This is a genomic window from Acinetobacter legionensis (assembly GCF_048552295.1).
Classification (GTDB): domain Bacteria; phylum Pseudomonadota; class Gammaproteobacteria; order Pseudomonadales; family Moraxellaceae; genus Acinetobacter.
This window is the reverse complement of record NZ_JBIMCW010000016.1, coordinates 40,842-55,298: the sequence shown is the minus strand read 5'-3', so window position 1 is coordinate 55,298 and position 14,457 is coordinate 40,842. Positions and strand designations below refer to the sequence as shown.

10 protein-coding genes are annotated in these 14,457 nt (G+C 40.4%); 7 read left to right on the top strand and 3 right to left on the bottom strand.

The genetic code is table 11. From position 1 onward, the window contains the following. The first annotated feature begins 258 nt into the window (after nt 1-258). The 5 genes from ACG916_RS13600 to ACG916_RS13580 all read left to right on the top strand — a co-directional run bounded on the left by ACG916_RS13600 (nt 259) and on the right by ACG916_RS13580 (nt 5,632). The gene (locus ACG916_RS13600; protein ID WP_004717675.1) at nt 259-744 is read left to right on the top strand and encodes a sigma-70 family RNA polymerase sigma factor; all 486 of its coding nucleotides are present in this window, start codon (nt 259-261) and stop codon (nt 742-744) included. Between the two features lie 7 nt (nt 745-751). Continuing rightward, nucleotides 752-1,732, top strand: a complete 981-nt coding sequence (locus ACG916_RS13595; RefSeq protein ID WP_419328985.1) for a FecR domain-containing protein — start codon at nt 752-754, stop codon at nt 1,730-1,732. 67 nt (nt 1,733-1,799) lie between these two features. Further along, entirely contained in the window at nt 1,800-2,384 is a 585-nt protein-coding gene (locus ACG916_RS13590) for a biliverdin-producing heme oxygenase (protein WP_419309583.1), read from the top strand. Beyond that, nucleotides 2,381-2,845 (top strand): YbaN family protein, encoded by a 465-nt coding sequence (locus ACG916_RS13585; protein ID WP_419328983.1) that lies wholly within the window; start codon nt 2,381-2,383, stop codon nt 2,843-2,845. Before ACG916_RS13590 ends, ACG916_RS13585 begins: the two co-directional genes overlap by 4 nt. 78 nt (nt 2,846-2,923) lie before the next feature. After that, nucleotides 2,924-5,632, top strand: a complete 2,709-nt coding sequence (locus ACG916_RS13580; RefSeq protein WP_419328981.1) for a TonB-dependent receptor — start codon at nt 2,924-2,926, stop codon at nt 5,630-5,632. A 234-nt stretch (nt 5,633-5,866) separates the two neighbouring features. On the opposite strand, the gene ACG916_RS13575 is transcribed toward ACG916_RS13580, so the two are convergent. The 3 genes from ACG916_RS13575 to ACG916_RS13565 are packed head-to-tail and all read right to left on the bottom strand — an operon-like array spanning nt 5,867 to nt 10,497. After that, on the bottom strand, nt 5,867-8,956 hold the full coding sequence (locus ACG916_RS13575) for a MexW/MexI family multidrug efflux RND transporter permease subunit (RefSeq protein WP_419328979.1): 3,090 nt from the start codon (nt 8,954-8,956) through the stop codon (nt 5,867-5,869). A 12-nt stretch (nt 8,957-8,968) separates the two neighbouring features. Continuing rightward, nucleotides 8,969-10,072, bottom strand: a complete 1,104-nt coding sequence (locus ACG916_RS13570; protein WP_419328977.1) for an efflux RND transporter periplasmic adaptor subunit — start codon at nt 10,070-10,072, stop codon at nt 8,969-8,971. Further along, nucleotides 10,069-10,497: a DoxX family protein gene (locus ACG916_RS13565; RefSeq protein WP_105713489.1), complete on the bottom strand. Its 429-nt coding sequence runs from the start codon at nt 10,495-10,497 to the stop codon at nt 10,069-10,071. Before ACG916_RS13565 ends, ACG916_RS13570 begins: the two co-directional genes overlap by 4 nt. Nucleotides 10,498-10,787: 290 nt before the next feature. On the opposite strand from ACG916_RS13565, the gene soxR reads away from it, so the two are divergent. Together soxR and ACG916_RS13555 are read left to right on the top strand one after the other, a co-directional pair. After that, a complete protein-coding gene (gene soxR, locus ACG916_RS13560) occupies nt 10,788-11,249 on the top strand; it encodes a redox-sensitive transcriptional activator SoxR (protein WP_056513223.1) in 462 nt (153 codons plus the stop codon). Nucleotides 11,250-11,520: 271 nt separating this feature from the next. Continuing rightward, nucleotides 11,521-14,454 carry a type VI secretion system Vgr family protein gene (locus ACG916_RS13555; protein ID WP_419330111.1) on the top strand — a complete coding sequence of 978 codons (2,934 nt, stop codon included), beginning with the start codon at nt 11,521-11,523 and terminating at the stop codon, nt 14,452-14,454. Nucleotides 14,455-14,457: the final 3 nt, after the last annotated feature.

Sequence of the window (14,457 nt, the reverse complement as noted above, 5' to 3'; positions counted from 1 at the left end):
TACGTAATAAACAGTTTCTCGGTCATCTTGAGGATGGTCGAGAAATTTTTTATTTAAAAGCGATAAGCTTTTGATAAAATTATAATAATTTTGAATTAAATGTTCTTTTAGAATTACCATATGTCCCATTTGAGTATGTTGCGTAGTCTTATAAATGAGTTGGATAAATTAAAAAATTCAATTAAAAGGGCAAACTGAGCTCTCATTTTCTTTATTTTTTTGCTAAGATATTGCTAATAATTCTCATTCTCTTTAAACATGTCTGATCCTATTAGCACGCTATATCGTCATCACCATTCTTGGTTATATCAATGGTTAAAACGTCGCCTCAACCATAGTGAAGATGCCGCTGATTTAGCGCATGATACTTTTCTGCGTATCTTAAAGCGTAAAGATGAATTGTATTTTGATCAGCCGCGTGCAATTTTGACCACTGTTGCCAAGGGAATCTTGATTAATTGGTATCAACGTAAATCGATTGAAAAAGCCTATTTAGAGGCGCTTTCAAGCAGACCTGAATATGATGAAATTACACCTGAGCAAAAAATATCGGCAATTGAATCTTTATGTTTGATTAATCAATTACTCAATCAATTGCCTGAGCGCCAGCAACAGGTCTTTATTTGGTCACAATTAGAAGGGCTGACTCAACAGGAAATTGCAACACGCTTAAATATTTCTACCCGAACCGTGATGCGTGATCTGGTTTCAGTACTGAGTCAATGTTTAGCTGTTATGGATTAATGCCTGCATGTTGCATGATCAAATTTATCGAGAAACAGCGCAATGGATCATTAAAATCCAACACGCCCCCCTAAATGAAACTGAACAGCTTGAATTTGAAAAATGGAAACAGCAAAGTTCCCAACACCAAGCTGCATGGTCTAAAGCCGAACGCTTATTGTATAGCCTTGAGGAATTTCCCGAAGATGGGCAACAGCTGATTCAGCAAGGCAAGAAAAATGCCCAATTTAATTTAACCAAACAATTGTTGCTTGCCTGTTTTCTGTGTTTTGGCAGTGTCATGCTATGGAACTCAGATTATCGCTATAGATGGTTATCGGATTATCGTACTGCGGTGGGTCAGCAGAAACAGCTTGAACTGGAAGATGGGACACAACTTCAATTAAATACCCATACGGCTTTGGACGTGCGTTATACAGCACATCAACGTATTGTAAAATTACATTATGGTGAAATACAAATACGTACGGCCAAAGAAAAAAATCATGCTTATCGCCCATTCTTGGTCGAAACTGAATCGGCAAATCTGCAAGCACTTGGCACTGTATTTAATGTTCAGTATTTCAACAACAGTGAAAATCAAACCTGTCTAGGCGTCATAGAAAGCGCAGTGAAAGTCAGTTTGAACCAGTCCAAACACATTAAAATTGTCCATGCTGGTGAGCAGCTCTGCTTTGATGATCGTAATTTCAAAGCATTACAAAGTTTAGATCCGAATATATTGGCATGGAAAAACCACATGGTCATGGCTTTTGAAATGCCATTGGAAAAATTGCTTCAAGAGATTGGGCGCTATCAACATCAATATATAGACATTGACCCTCAATTGAAGTCGTTAAAAGTTTCAGGTTCATATCCAGTCAATGACTTTGGCACCTTACAAACAGCATTGCAATTCAGCTATCCAATCAAAGTAGAACGTTATTTCGGGGATCGTGTGTTGAGTATTCAGCTGAAACCTGAAAATCAGAAAAGTAAAAATAATTAAGAAATGATGTCATTTTTTATAGACAAGGCGGGTAATACAGTTAAACCAAACAAACTGGAGAAAATTGATGAGCACCTCATTCACACTCAACCGCCTTGCATCTCGTTTAAAAACAGAGACAGCCAGTCAACATGAATATATGCATCAATTAATGGAAAAAGCCCAAGTATTTAAAGACGTCGCACATTATGCAAAATTTACTTTGTCACAGTATTATTTTCAAAAAAATGTCGAATATTTATTTCAACATCCCAAGGTTGCAGCCTTGATTTCTGATTTAGATATTCGTGGACGTTCGCAAGCAGCTTACTTAGACCTACAAGACCTTCAGATCGAACCAGAATCGCTGGCCTTGGTTACTGAAACGATCGGCTTTCCTGAAGCGCTGGGTTGGATCTATGTGTCTGAAGGTTCTACGCTGGGTGCAGCATTCTTATTTAAACAAGCGCAACAAAGTTTGGGGTTTTCCGCAGATTTTGCTGCAAGAAATTTAGCTGCCTATCCAGAAGGGCGGGCCAAAGTCTGGAAACACTTTATTGAGGAACTTGATCAGGCTGACTTTACTCAAGACGAGCAAGATCGTGTCATTTACGCTGCTCAACAAGCCTTTGATTATTTTGGCGCATTATTAAAAGACATTCATTCAACATGAAGAAAGCGTCTTCTGTCAGCAATCACACCCAAGGCAAAGACTTAACGCTGTTAGCGTCTTTGCCAGTAACGCCATCCGCAAATTTACATTCATCCTCAGTGGTGCGTGTGATCTGCATCATCTTGGCAATTTTATGTCTTGTTCTCGCTGTGGTGGGCATTGTATTGCCGGGGATCCCAACTTTTGATTTCCTCTTTTTAGCAACGATTTTTGCCTCAAAAGGTTCAGCACGCTTGCATTGTTGGTTACATCAAAATCGTTATATTGCAATGTTGCTCGCACAGTATCGCGGCGGTTTTAAACAGATTTCGCGTTCACGTAAATGGATGATGACATTGAGTATTTTACTCGGTACGACCATGTTAATGGTGTCTTCACTGCATTTGCACTTAAAACTTAGCCTGCTGGTCATTTTGCTGATTGGGTTGATCTGGATTTGGACCAGACCAGAAAAAATATAAATTTTCATGTCATGTTTTAACAATTCACTGGGTAATGATTATTGAAAATGAAAATCATTCACAAGTGTGGGCGTTCCTATGAAGTTTAAAAAACAAACTCTAGCCATGTTAATACAGTGCTTTTGTATCAGTGGTGTTTATGCACAAATGACTCCAAATGTTTCAATGGCAGCGAAAAAAGCGCCAGAAAAATATTATCAAATTTCAGAGAATCAATTGGGCTATGTGTTATCAAGTTTTGCAGCACAATCGGGTATTGCCTTTAGTTATGATGCAAATATTTTAAAAGGGCTAAAAAGTAAAGGAATTACCGGGCATTATAGTGTAAAGCAAGGCTTCGATTACTTGCTTGCAGATCACCCTTATCGGGTAGAGCAGCAAGGTTCGACATATGTCTTAATCGTTAAATCTGGCTCAGCTAAACCGAATACAGATAAAAACACTGCGATTGCAAATACAAGCACTCCGTTAAATAACCCTTTGCTTTTCAATAATACGGACAGTGATGTTGTTACGCTTCCTCAGATTAAAGTCAATGCTGTACAACAAAAACAAAAGGTCAATACAACACAGCTGAATCGTGAACACATTAGCCGATTTAGAGGCACGGGGAATGGCGATGTGTTTTCTGATATCGCTGGTGTACAAGTCAATAGCCTACGTAACGAAGCGGGTGCAATTGATATTGGTATCCGTGGAGTACAAGGTGAGGGGCGTGTCCCTGTAATTATTGATGGTAGCCTACAATCCAGTCATACCTTTCGAGGCTATCAAGGAGAGAGTGACCGAACTTATATCGATATGGATTTGATTAGTCAGATTGAAGTCGAAAAAGGCGCATCGCGAGCTAAATTTAGTGTGGGCGGTATTGGCGGAATCGTGAAAATGCGTACACTCAGTGCAAACGATATTTTGCTGCCTAATCGTCAATCAGGTGTCATGCTAAAAGGCAGTTTTTATAACAATAACAAAGCACCACAGACCTCAGATAATGAGCGTGAGCAGATGTCTTATCTGCTTCGTAATAAACTGTCCTCGAATAATTTTCAAAATGGCGCTGGCACAATCGCTGCTGCTTATCGGAATGATGTATTCGATCTGGTCGCTGCTTATAGTAAACGAGAAGTCGGTAATTACTATGCTGGAAAACACGGCATTGATTATTATGAAGCGCGAGATATTGTTGATGTTGGACCCGGTCAAGAGGTGGTGAACACCAGTTATAAAAGTGATTCAGGCATCATCAAAGCGGGTATGAATATTACAGAAGAACATCGTGTTGAAGTGAATATGCGCCGCCATATGCAAAAAGCGGGTGAGGTCATGGCTTTTTATTGGAATAGATCACAAGTGATTGATCCTAACTCTCCACCTTGGGGATATATCGATGGTGATTATGTTCTACCCAAATATATAGAGGGCGCATATACCATGCCACAGTGGTCACTTGGAACCGCCGCAATTAATGCTTTCAGTGGCAACTATACCTATAAGCCCAAGAATAATCCGTGGTTTGATTTAGAGTTAGGGGTTTGGCATACCAATGCCAAATATCGCCAGCACAATGGCATGATTGGTATTGCGAATTCACAGTATGGTGATCAATATTGGGGGAGTTTTCAGGACTACCGTAGCGGGATTAATTTAGAAAATACCAGTAAAATTGATGCTTTAACCTTGAATTATGGTCTGACATATGATGAGCAACGGATGAAGCCACAAAATCTTATTGATAATGAAATCGCACGTGATGGATTACGTCAGGAATCCTCTCTATTTCTCAATGGCGATTATCTCTTTAAAGATTTTACTTTGAGTTTAGGCAGCAAATGGCATAAGGCAAAAATTAAGGATTATGGAGACCAGTATGTCGCAATGAGACCGGTCGCCAATTCAGATTTAAATGACAAAGGCTATGCGCTTCGAGACTATGACGGAAAGATCGACTGGATGGCGCAGCTGAATTATCAGTTGCTGAATGGTATTGATGTCTATGCAAAACTTTCCAATATGTACCGCAGTCCAAGTTTGTTTGAATCGACAGTTTCCAAACAAACCTTTAGTTATGATCCAGATTTGCCGATTAAATCAGAGAATTCTCGTCTTGTTGAGTTTGGTTTTATTGGGCACAACGATAACGTTTTCACTGAAGCAGATCAGTTAAAATTCAATATCAATTATTTCCGTAATCAAACCCAAAATTTCCTGACCCAAGGAGTACAACGTAAAGATATTGTTAATGAGATTACGCCTGATTTTATTTTGCCTTATACCACCTCCTATACTTTCCTAAATTATGAGCAAGTTGTATTGAAAGGTTTAGAGTTTAGTCTTGCTTACCATCATCCAAGTTTCTTTGTAAACATGAATGGAACTTTATATCAAGCACCGAAAGTATGCCCAGCGACGAAAGATGATTGTAATGAGGTCGGTGATTCTTGGAGTTTGATTTCAACACGCTTGCCACCACGTAAACTTTTTAATATGAGCTTAGGCAAGAGTTTGTTTGAAAATAAACTTAATGTGGGGGTACGTGCCAGATATCATTCTGAAAAGAAAAATCCTAAAGGTTGGTTACAGGGTACAGGGGTGAGTGGGCGTGCGGTGACCGAAATTTCTTCGGAAACCTTAGTTGATATTTTTGCGAGCTATAAACTGAATCCAAATCTAAATCTCTCGTTTAATGTTGATAACTTAACCAATCGTTATAACTTTGATCCTGGTACAGTGATCGGTATGCCGATTCCCGGTCGTACCATCAAAGCAGGGTTCGAAATGAGATTCTAGAATCATAAAACAATCAAATCGGCAAAACCCAACTGTAAAAATATGAGTGAACCATGTCGTTAAAAATCAGTCGCTCTAAATCAGTAGCTCTAAATCAGTGGTTAGAATCACGCATTAAAAAATTGATAAAGTTCTATAGATATAGAACTTTATCAATAAAAAATTATATTCAAGCGATCTGATCATACACAGAAGCTTAGACAGCAGCATGCTGGATGTTCAACCCATTCAACGTCATGATTTTTGCTCATGTTGGTCAATCTGTTGTAGCTCGTGTAAACGGCTAGAGTGAAGGTCTTGATTGTGTTGACGAGCCAACAGACTGTAAATAGTAGGTAAGACAAAAAGCGTAAAGAAGGTCCCGATCAACATACCACAAACAATTACAAGCCCTAGACCAAAGCGACTATGTGCGCCAGCGCCTGTGGCAAAAAGAAGAGGAATCAGCCCAAACACCATTGCCGCCGTGGTCATCAAAATTGGACGTAAACGAATTTGAGCAGCTTTTAGAATAGCCGCTCGCCGATCTAAACCTTCATGAACTTGTAATTCATTGGCAAACTCAACCATTAAAATACCATGCTTACTAATCAGTCCAATCAGTGTGACTAAACCAATCTGAGTGTAGATATTGACTGTGGCAAGTCCAAAAGCCAAGGGGATTAATGCGCCACAGATCGACAGCGGAACCGTAATTAAAATAATAAATGGATCCATTAGGCTTTCATATTGAGCAGCTAAAACCAGATAAATCACAATCAGCGCGGCTAAAAATGCAAACATCAAAGCGTTACCTTCCTGTACATACTGACGTGCATCGGCTTGCCAGTCGTAACTAAATCCAGTCGGTAATTCAGAGGCAGCCTGTTTCAGAAAACTTAAAGCTTGACCTAAGGAAATCCCAGCGGCGGGGATTGCCTGAAAAGTTGCAGCATTTTGTTGATTAAATTGAGTGAGTTTATTGGGTTCTACCTGTTCACTTAGACTGACCACAGTCGATAAGGGAATCAGTGTACCTTGGTCGGTACGAATAAACTGTCGTGTCAGTGCTTGAGCTGTCAAACGTTGTGTATTGATGCTTTGAGGAATCACATCATAGGCACGACCTTGCATACTAAAACGATTGATATAATTCTCACCAACCAATGTCGCCAAGGCTTCGCCGATATCTTGCATACGAATACCCAGACTATTGGCTTTGGCCCGGTCAACCTCGATTCGAATCACGGGGTTATTAAAGTCTAGATCACTGTCGACCACCACAAAAAGGCCACTTTCACGGGCTTTTTGCTTGATGTTCTGCATCGCCTGATAAATGGTTGAATAGTCTTGTGCACTACGTAACACCATTTGTACGGGTAAACCACCTGTTGAACCGGGAAGCGCAGGATTTTGGAATACAAAAATACTGCTGCCTTCTACATCACCAACTTTGGCTTGAAGTTGCTGTTGAATTTCATCCGCAGAATGCACTCGCTCAGACCATGTGGAAAGGGTTGTTCCACCAAAACTTGATGCAGGCCCATCTGTACCATTAATAATCCACGTGGTACTGGTTTCAGGGAAAGTCCAGAAGATTTCATCAAGTTTTTGATTAAAGTGTTCAGCATAATTCAGATTGGCATGTTGTGGTGCTTTGATGGCTGCCAATACACTGGCTTGATCTTCATTGGGCGCCAATTCTTTTTGAGGGAGTTGGTAAAGCAATGGAAGGCTAATAAAAATAGCGATCGCAAAAACGACTGTGATCCAACGATGATGTAAGGAAAAATTGAGCAATTTACTGTAAAGCTGGGTCAAATGTTCAAAGAACCATTCGGCTGCTTTTGCCATTTTACCTTCCTGCTGTTTGGATTGAAGTAGAAATGAACTCATAACAGGAGATAGGGTTAAGGCAATAATCCCTGAAACCAAAACTGCACCGGCTAAAGTAAAAGCAAATTCTTTGAATAAGGAACCAGTTAATCCACCCATTAAACCAATCGGAGCATACACTGCGGCCAGTGTAATGGTCATTGCAATTACAGGGCCTGCGACTTCTCGTGCCCCGATCAAAGCTGCTGCAACTGGGGTTGCTCCTTCTTCAATATGCCGATGGACATTTTCAACCACCACGATTGCATCATCTACAACCAAGCCTATGGCGAGTACCATGGCTAAAAGTGTGAGTAAATTGATGCTAAAGCCACATAACAGCATTAAACCCAAGGCACCTAACATTGACAGTGGAATTGTCACTACAGGGATCAAGACACTACGTAAAGAACCTAAACACAGATAGATCACCGCAATAACAATAATCAGCGCTTCGATAAAAGTATGTAAAACTTCATCAATAGAGGCATCAATAAAACGGGCTGTTTCATAGGCAAGATTAACTGTAACCCCCGGTGGCAAAGTTTTTTTGATCTCAGGCAATTTATCTTTAATTCCCTGTACGATCACCAAGGGGTTGCCTGTAGGCGTCGCTTGTAGACCAACAAAAATTGCAGATTTACCATCCATAGAGGCACTTGTTTCTGTCGAAGCAGCGCCAAGTTCAACTGTTGCCACATCTTGTAGACGAATTAGATTTTGAGCATCATTGCGTATCACCAGATTTTTAAAGTCCTGAATACTGGTGAGATCTGTGGAAACATTGACATTTGAAACCACCAATTCGCCTTTGACCTGACCCGGTGCGGCTTGATAGTTATTTTGACGGATCGCATTGGCGACATCGGCGGCAGTTACACCACGACTGGCCAAACGATCGGCATCCAACCAAATCCGCATAGCCAAACGCTGACTGCCATAGGTCTGTACCTTAGCAACGCCATCAATTGTAGACAGCATGGGCTCTACCACCCTAGACAAATAATCTGTTAATTCCGCCAAGGACAGTTGTTCGCTGGAAAATCCGATATAGGCAACATCGGTAGATTCACCTGAAGAACGTTCAATGACTGGATCAAATGCCTGTTCTGGTAATTTGTAACGGACTTGATTAACCTTTGCCATCACCTCTGTTAACGCTTGGGTTGAGTCACGATTTAATTGCATGCGTAACGTTACAGCACTACGACCTTGTACAGTAGAAGAACTGAGATAGTCGATGCCTTCTACCGAAGACACTGCTTGAGCAATGGGTTGGGTGACAAAACCTTGCATAAGCTCAGCAGATGCACCGGGATATTCTGTATTGATACTTATCGTTGAAGTTTCAAGTAAAGGATACTGTCGGATAGGCAGTTTATTCAGGGAAAACAAGCCCGCCAGCAAGATCAAGGTGCTGACGACCAAGGCCAATACAGGGCGTTTTACAAAAAGGTCAGTAAATTTCATTCGCTTATCTCCCTAGACTTTGGGCTTGATCGAGGAAGGTTGGGGATGCTCAAGTGTATTTATGGTCGGCTCAACTTGCATACCATCACTTAATTTAAGTTGTCCTGATACAACAAGTTGATCACCTGCTTTGAGCCCAGATTTGACTACAACTTTGGCTTGATGGCGCTCACCGAGCACTACCGCCACACGTTGCACAATCAGCTTGTTATGGTCTTGTTTTGCAAGGAAGACAGTATTGCCATAAGCCGTATAGGTAATTGCAGTTTCAGGAACGACCAAGCTTGGGCGTTCAGATTCTTGGATGTCTAATTTGGCATACATGCCCGGTTTTAACTGTTGATCATGGTTATTTAAAATTGCTTGCCCCTGCACAGTTCGCGATGTTGTGATCATCGGTTCGATTGCACTGACCACAGCTGTAAAGGACTTTTCAGGAAATGCATCAATTTTGAGTTGTACAGATTGTCCGATTTTTAACCTTGATGCCAATTGTTCATCCAATGTGAAATTGGCAAGAATTTGTCGAAAGTCGACCAGATTAGCAATACCAGTGCCTGCCTCTAAATATTGTCCTTGATGTACTTGGCGTATTCCCATGACACCAGAAAAGGGGGCTCGAATCGCTTTCTGTTTTATGCTGGCTTGTAGCTGTTGGATTTCTGCACGCGTCATATCTCGATCAGCCAATGCGGTATCCATTTCTGCCCGTGAAATCGCATGACTATCAATCAAAAGTTTGCTGCGGTGATAGGCCATTTCGGCTTGTTTCAATTTGGCTTGCAAGCGACCTAATTGAGCTTGTTCCACATCGGTATTGAGTTGAACCAGTATTTGACCTTGTTGAACAGCTTGTCCAGATTGGAAATAAATCTGTTTGATCATACCTGTTGTTTCTGTAGACACTTTGACTTGTCGGATTGCTTCCAACTCACCAATACTGGAAAGTGTCTGTGGAATATTTTGTTCGACCACTGTACTCAAGGCCACTTTGACTGGAGGGTAAGCGCCAGATTGATGCGTTTCACTTGAACGAGAATTTAAATAAAAATAGATTGCGACACCCACGAGAATTAAAGTGATCGCGATTAGAAAAAGCCATTTGTTGTTTTTCATGCGACAACTCCAAGGTTGCGGAGTTGTTGTCGAAAATGACTGGCAATGGTCAGCGCTAAAAGACCGCCAATCACTGAAATATGTTCAAGTGCAAAGTAAAAGGCGATATTGGCTTGAATACCAGTCATGTTCCAAAAGTGATGCACAATCACAATTGTCAGTGCTAAAAATACAGAAAGAATCAGTGTGCCGAACCACATATGCCGCTCAAATAAAATACAATAGGCGCCCACAAGTAGAATCAACGCAGAAGCATAATTAAATAACCACGCAGGCTCTAGACCAGCCGCCTGCATTTCCAAAAATCCTGTTTCTACAGCAAGAATTTTACTAAGTCCTGAACTTAGAAATAGAAGCGCAAGACAACATCTGCTGATGGTCCACAGCCATTGGCTTTCTAAACTTAATTTAATGAAATATGGCATGAGAATATTTCCTGAAGAAATAAGGCTGGATGATTAAAACCTTTAAAATTAATAGCTTGTTGTTATTCATAATAGCTGTGGCAAGCAGTCTAAAACCTCAAGTTATATTTAGGTCAATGGGCTTTGATCAGAAAATTTGTAGAGAGATAAGATTTTTACAATGGCTTAAATTGGCGATAACGTTTTTTGTATTTTGAGTTGTAATGATGAAAAGCCATGGCAGGTAAGATCAATTGACAAATGTACTTTGCTGAATTATAAAACCTCAAGTAATGTTGAGAAATATCAAAATGCAGACAGAAGAAAAAATTGATTTTAATCGAATGATGACGGTAGGAGAGGTGGCTAAACGGAGTGGTGTAGCTGTTTCAACCTTGCATTTTTATGAGTCGAAAGGGCTAATTAAAAGTATCAGAACAAATGGAAATCAGCGTCGTTTTCCATCAATTGTCTTACGTTATATTGGAATTATTAAGGTTGCACAAAAAGTAGGAATTTCTCTGGAAGAAATTAAAAATGCATTAAGTGTTTATCCTATGGGAAGCAAATTAACCGCAGAACAATGGTCAGTGTTATCATCGCATTGGCGTAAGGATTTAGATGAGCGTATTCAAAAACTAACACGTTTAAGAGATGAAATGGATTGGTGTATCGGTTGTGGTTGTTTATCTCTAAAACAATGTCCTTTACGTAATCCAGAAGATGTATTGAGACACCAAGGATCTGGTCCCCGTATTTTAGAGCGTGAATAAGAACCCAATATTAATATTATATACGTTTGATATTTTAGCTTTTTATCTTGAGCTGTTGATCAGTTATGTTTGGTGAAAAACTCTAAGCACACTTTCAAGTTTTTAATCATTGCAAATGACCATTATCAATAATGATATTGAGCTAAAACGGGCATATTTAAAACCTAGTCAGTGTTGTGTAAATAACCAGTAATAAATAGACAGGTCTGTATAGACAGTCCGCCTAACTTTTTAGTAGAATACATCACAATTTAAAATTAAATAATAATGCATGTCTAACAATATTTACGCTGCTTTGGAGCAGCTTGGATTATCTGCACAAAAGCGTGCGATCCACGTAAAATTTTCTAATTCGGCGTTGAGCCAACAAGTGTTCCTACAACGTATTGATGGAACACATCAAATCAATGAAGGTGTTCGGCTCCAACTCATCTGTCTTGCAACGTCAGCAACTATCCCTTTAAAAAGCTTTATTGGAACTCAAGCTGCAATTGATATCGTCACAGATAAATCCGAATTAACCCGTATTTCAGGGATTGTGACCCAAGCCGATATTGGCGCATCTGATGGTTCTCTTACTATCTATCGTTTGACTGTAGAAGACCCAACAGCACTTTGGAAACATCGTAGAAACTCTCGAGTATTTATGAATAAGTCGGTTGTGGATGTGATCCAGACCGTGTTTCAAGAATGGGCACAACGCAGCCCACTGTTTGCCTCAAGTCTGAGTCTAGATAAGAGTGGCTTAAGCAAAGACTATGATGTGCGCCCATTCATTATGCAAGCATCTGAAAGTGATTTTGACTTCCTGACCCGTTTGATGAGAAGTGAAGGGATTAACTGGTTGATCGATGAAGCTCAGCTTAAAGTATCGAGCTCAACAGAACAAATTCAAGCACAAAAGCTTCGTTTAATTGATGATAATTCGCAATTCAGTGCCTTAGAACGCCGCAATATTCGCTTCCATAGAAGCAGCGCCGTAGAAAAAACTGATTCAATTACCAATTTTATTGGTCAGCGTTCCATTCAACCGACTTCAGTGTATATCCAGCGTTGGCAAGCTGATGTATTGGATATTGATGAAGGCGCTGGCAGTGTTCAAAGTAAACACAGCCATAGTGAAAATTATGACAATGCCAGTTTAGCTTTAGAACAAGCCTGGCACTTTAGTCCTGCATGGATTCAAGACCTTAATGGCGAAGATGGTGCCACGCCATCGGGCAATAGTCAGATTGAAAAGTTTAACCAAAACCTCAGCAACTACTACGATTCACAAGCCAAACAATTTACAGCAACATCAACTGTGCGCGATGCACATGTTGGTTATTGGTTTGAACTAAATGAACATCCTGAGATAGATCAACACTCAGGTGCAGACAAAGAATTTTTAATCACGGCTAAAAGCTTTTATAACCAAAATAACTTACCTAAAGATCTCACCGATCAAGTCACCGCTTTAGTCCAACAAAGCAATTGGCAAACAAGTCAAATCACCAGCAACACGAGTGATGAACGTCAAGCCAGCAATTTAACCATTCAACGTCGTAATATCAGCACGGTTCCAGCCTATAACCCATTACAACACCGACCGATTGCATCACCACAACGGGCCAAAGTGGTGGGGCCAAGTGGAGAAGAAATTCATGTCGATGAATGGGGGCGTATCAAAGTTCGTTTCCTGTTTAGCCGTAATGAAGACAATACCCATGATGGCGGTGCGGGTTCTAATGACAATGATACAGATTCAGCTTGGGTCGATGTCCTGACCCCATGGGCAGGTGAAGGCTATGGTGCACGATTCTTACCGAGAATCGGTGAGATTGTTGTAATTGACTTCTTTGATGGCAACATTGACCGTCCATTTGTGGTTGGGCGCATCCATGAAGCGCAACGTCATCCAAGCAAGTTTGATGACAAAGGCAAACTGCCTGACACCAAGAAACTGGCAGGAATAAAAAGTCGAGAGTATCAAGGCAGTGGCTACAATCAACTGAGGTTTGACGATACTACTGGCCAAATCAGCAGCCAGTTACAGAGTAGTCATGGCACCAGCCAACTCAACTTGGGCAAACTGAGTCATCCAAAAGACAAAGCAGAAAGTGATGATCGTGGAGAAGGTTTTGAGCTGAGAACTGACCAATGGGGAGCACTACGTGCAGGGCAAGGTTTACTGCTTTCGACCTACAAACAAGACCAAGCCAAAGGTGATCACCTTGATTCAGAGCTTGCCAAAAAGCAACTTGAAGGTAGCCAGACCAACAGTAAAGCCTTAAGTGATATTGCCAAGAATCAAAAGACGGATGAAATAGAATCGATTGAGCAACTAAAAGAATTTACAGAACAGCTTGAGCAAAAAATTGCTAAATTCAATAAAGCCTTGCTTTTATTAAGTTCACAAGATGGGATTGCCTTAAGTACCCCTGAAGACATTCATATTTCGGCAGATTCGCAGATCAATCAAATTGCAGGTGATAGCATCAACTTGAGTACGCAAAAGAATTTGATTGCACACGCGCAAAACAAACTCAGTTTATTTGCTGCTCAAGGTGGCATTAAAGCTATTGCAGCGCAAAGTAAAGTTGAAATTCAGGCACAGTCAGATGCTTTAGATGTATTTGCCAAGCTGGGTATTACCATTTCATCTACCGATGACAAAGTTGTGATTAGTAGTCCTAAAGAGGTTGTGATTACAGGTGGTTCATCGCAAATTGCACTGAATAATTCAGGAATTTTCCCAAAAACAGGTGGGAAGTTTGAGGTGAATGCTGGACAGCATGTGTTTAAACCTGGAGCGCATATCAATACTTCACAGCAATCATTGAAGTCAAATAATGCCAAAGGTGTGTTGGAGCTTTTCAATAGCTATATTCATGGTGAGGCGATAAAACAAGGGAAATTTAAAGTAGTTGATGTTAAAGGTAAAGAGTATCAAGGCGTGCTTGATGATAAAGGCTTTGCACGTGTTACAGGTATTGTTCCTGGCTCAGTTAAAGTATTTTTTGAGGGGGATCAAAGAGACCCTTGGGCTGAAACTAGCGATTTAAAAAGACAAGCTGAATGGCCAACAGCACAACAATTGCAAGGTTTTAATCCAGATATGATATTTAATTCGATTTCAAAAATGAAAAATACAAGATCAGATGTGTCTAAGGCATTTAGTAATGCTTCAAGTTTGGTAGCTAATCTTCATAAATTAAAAAAATAAGGA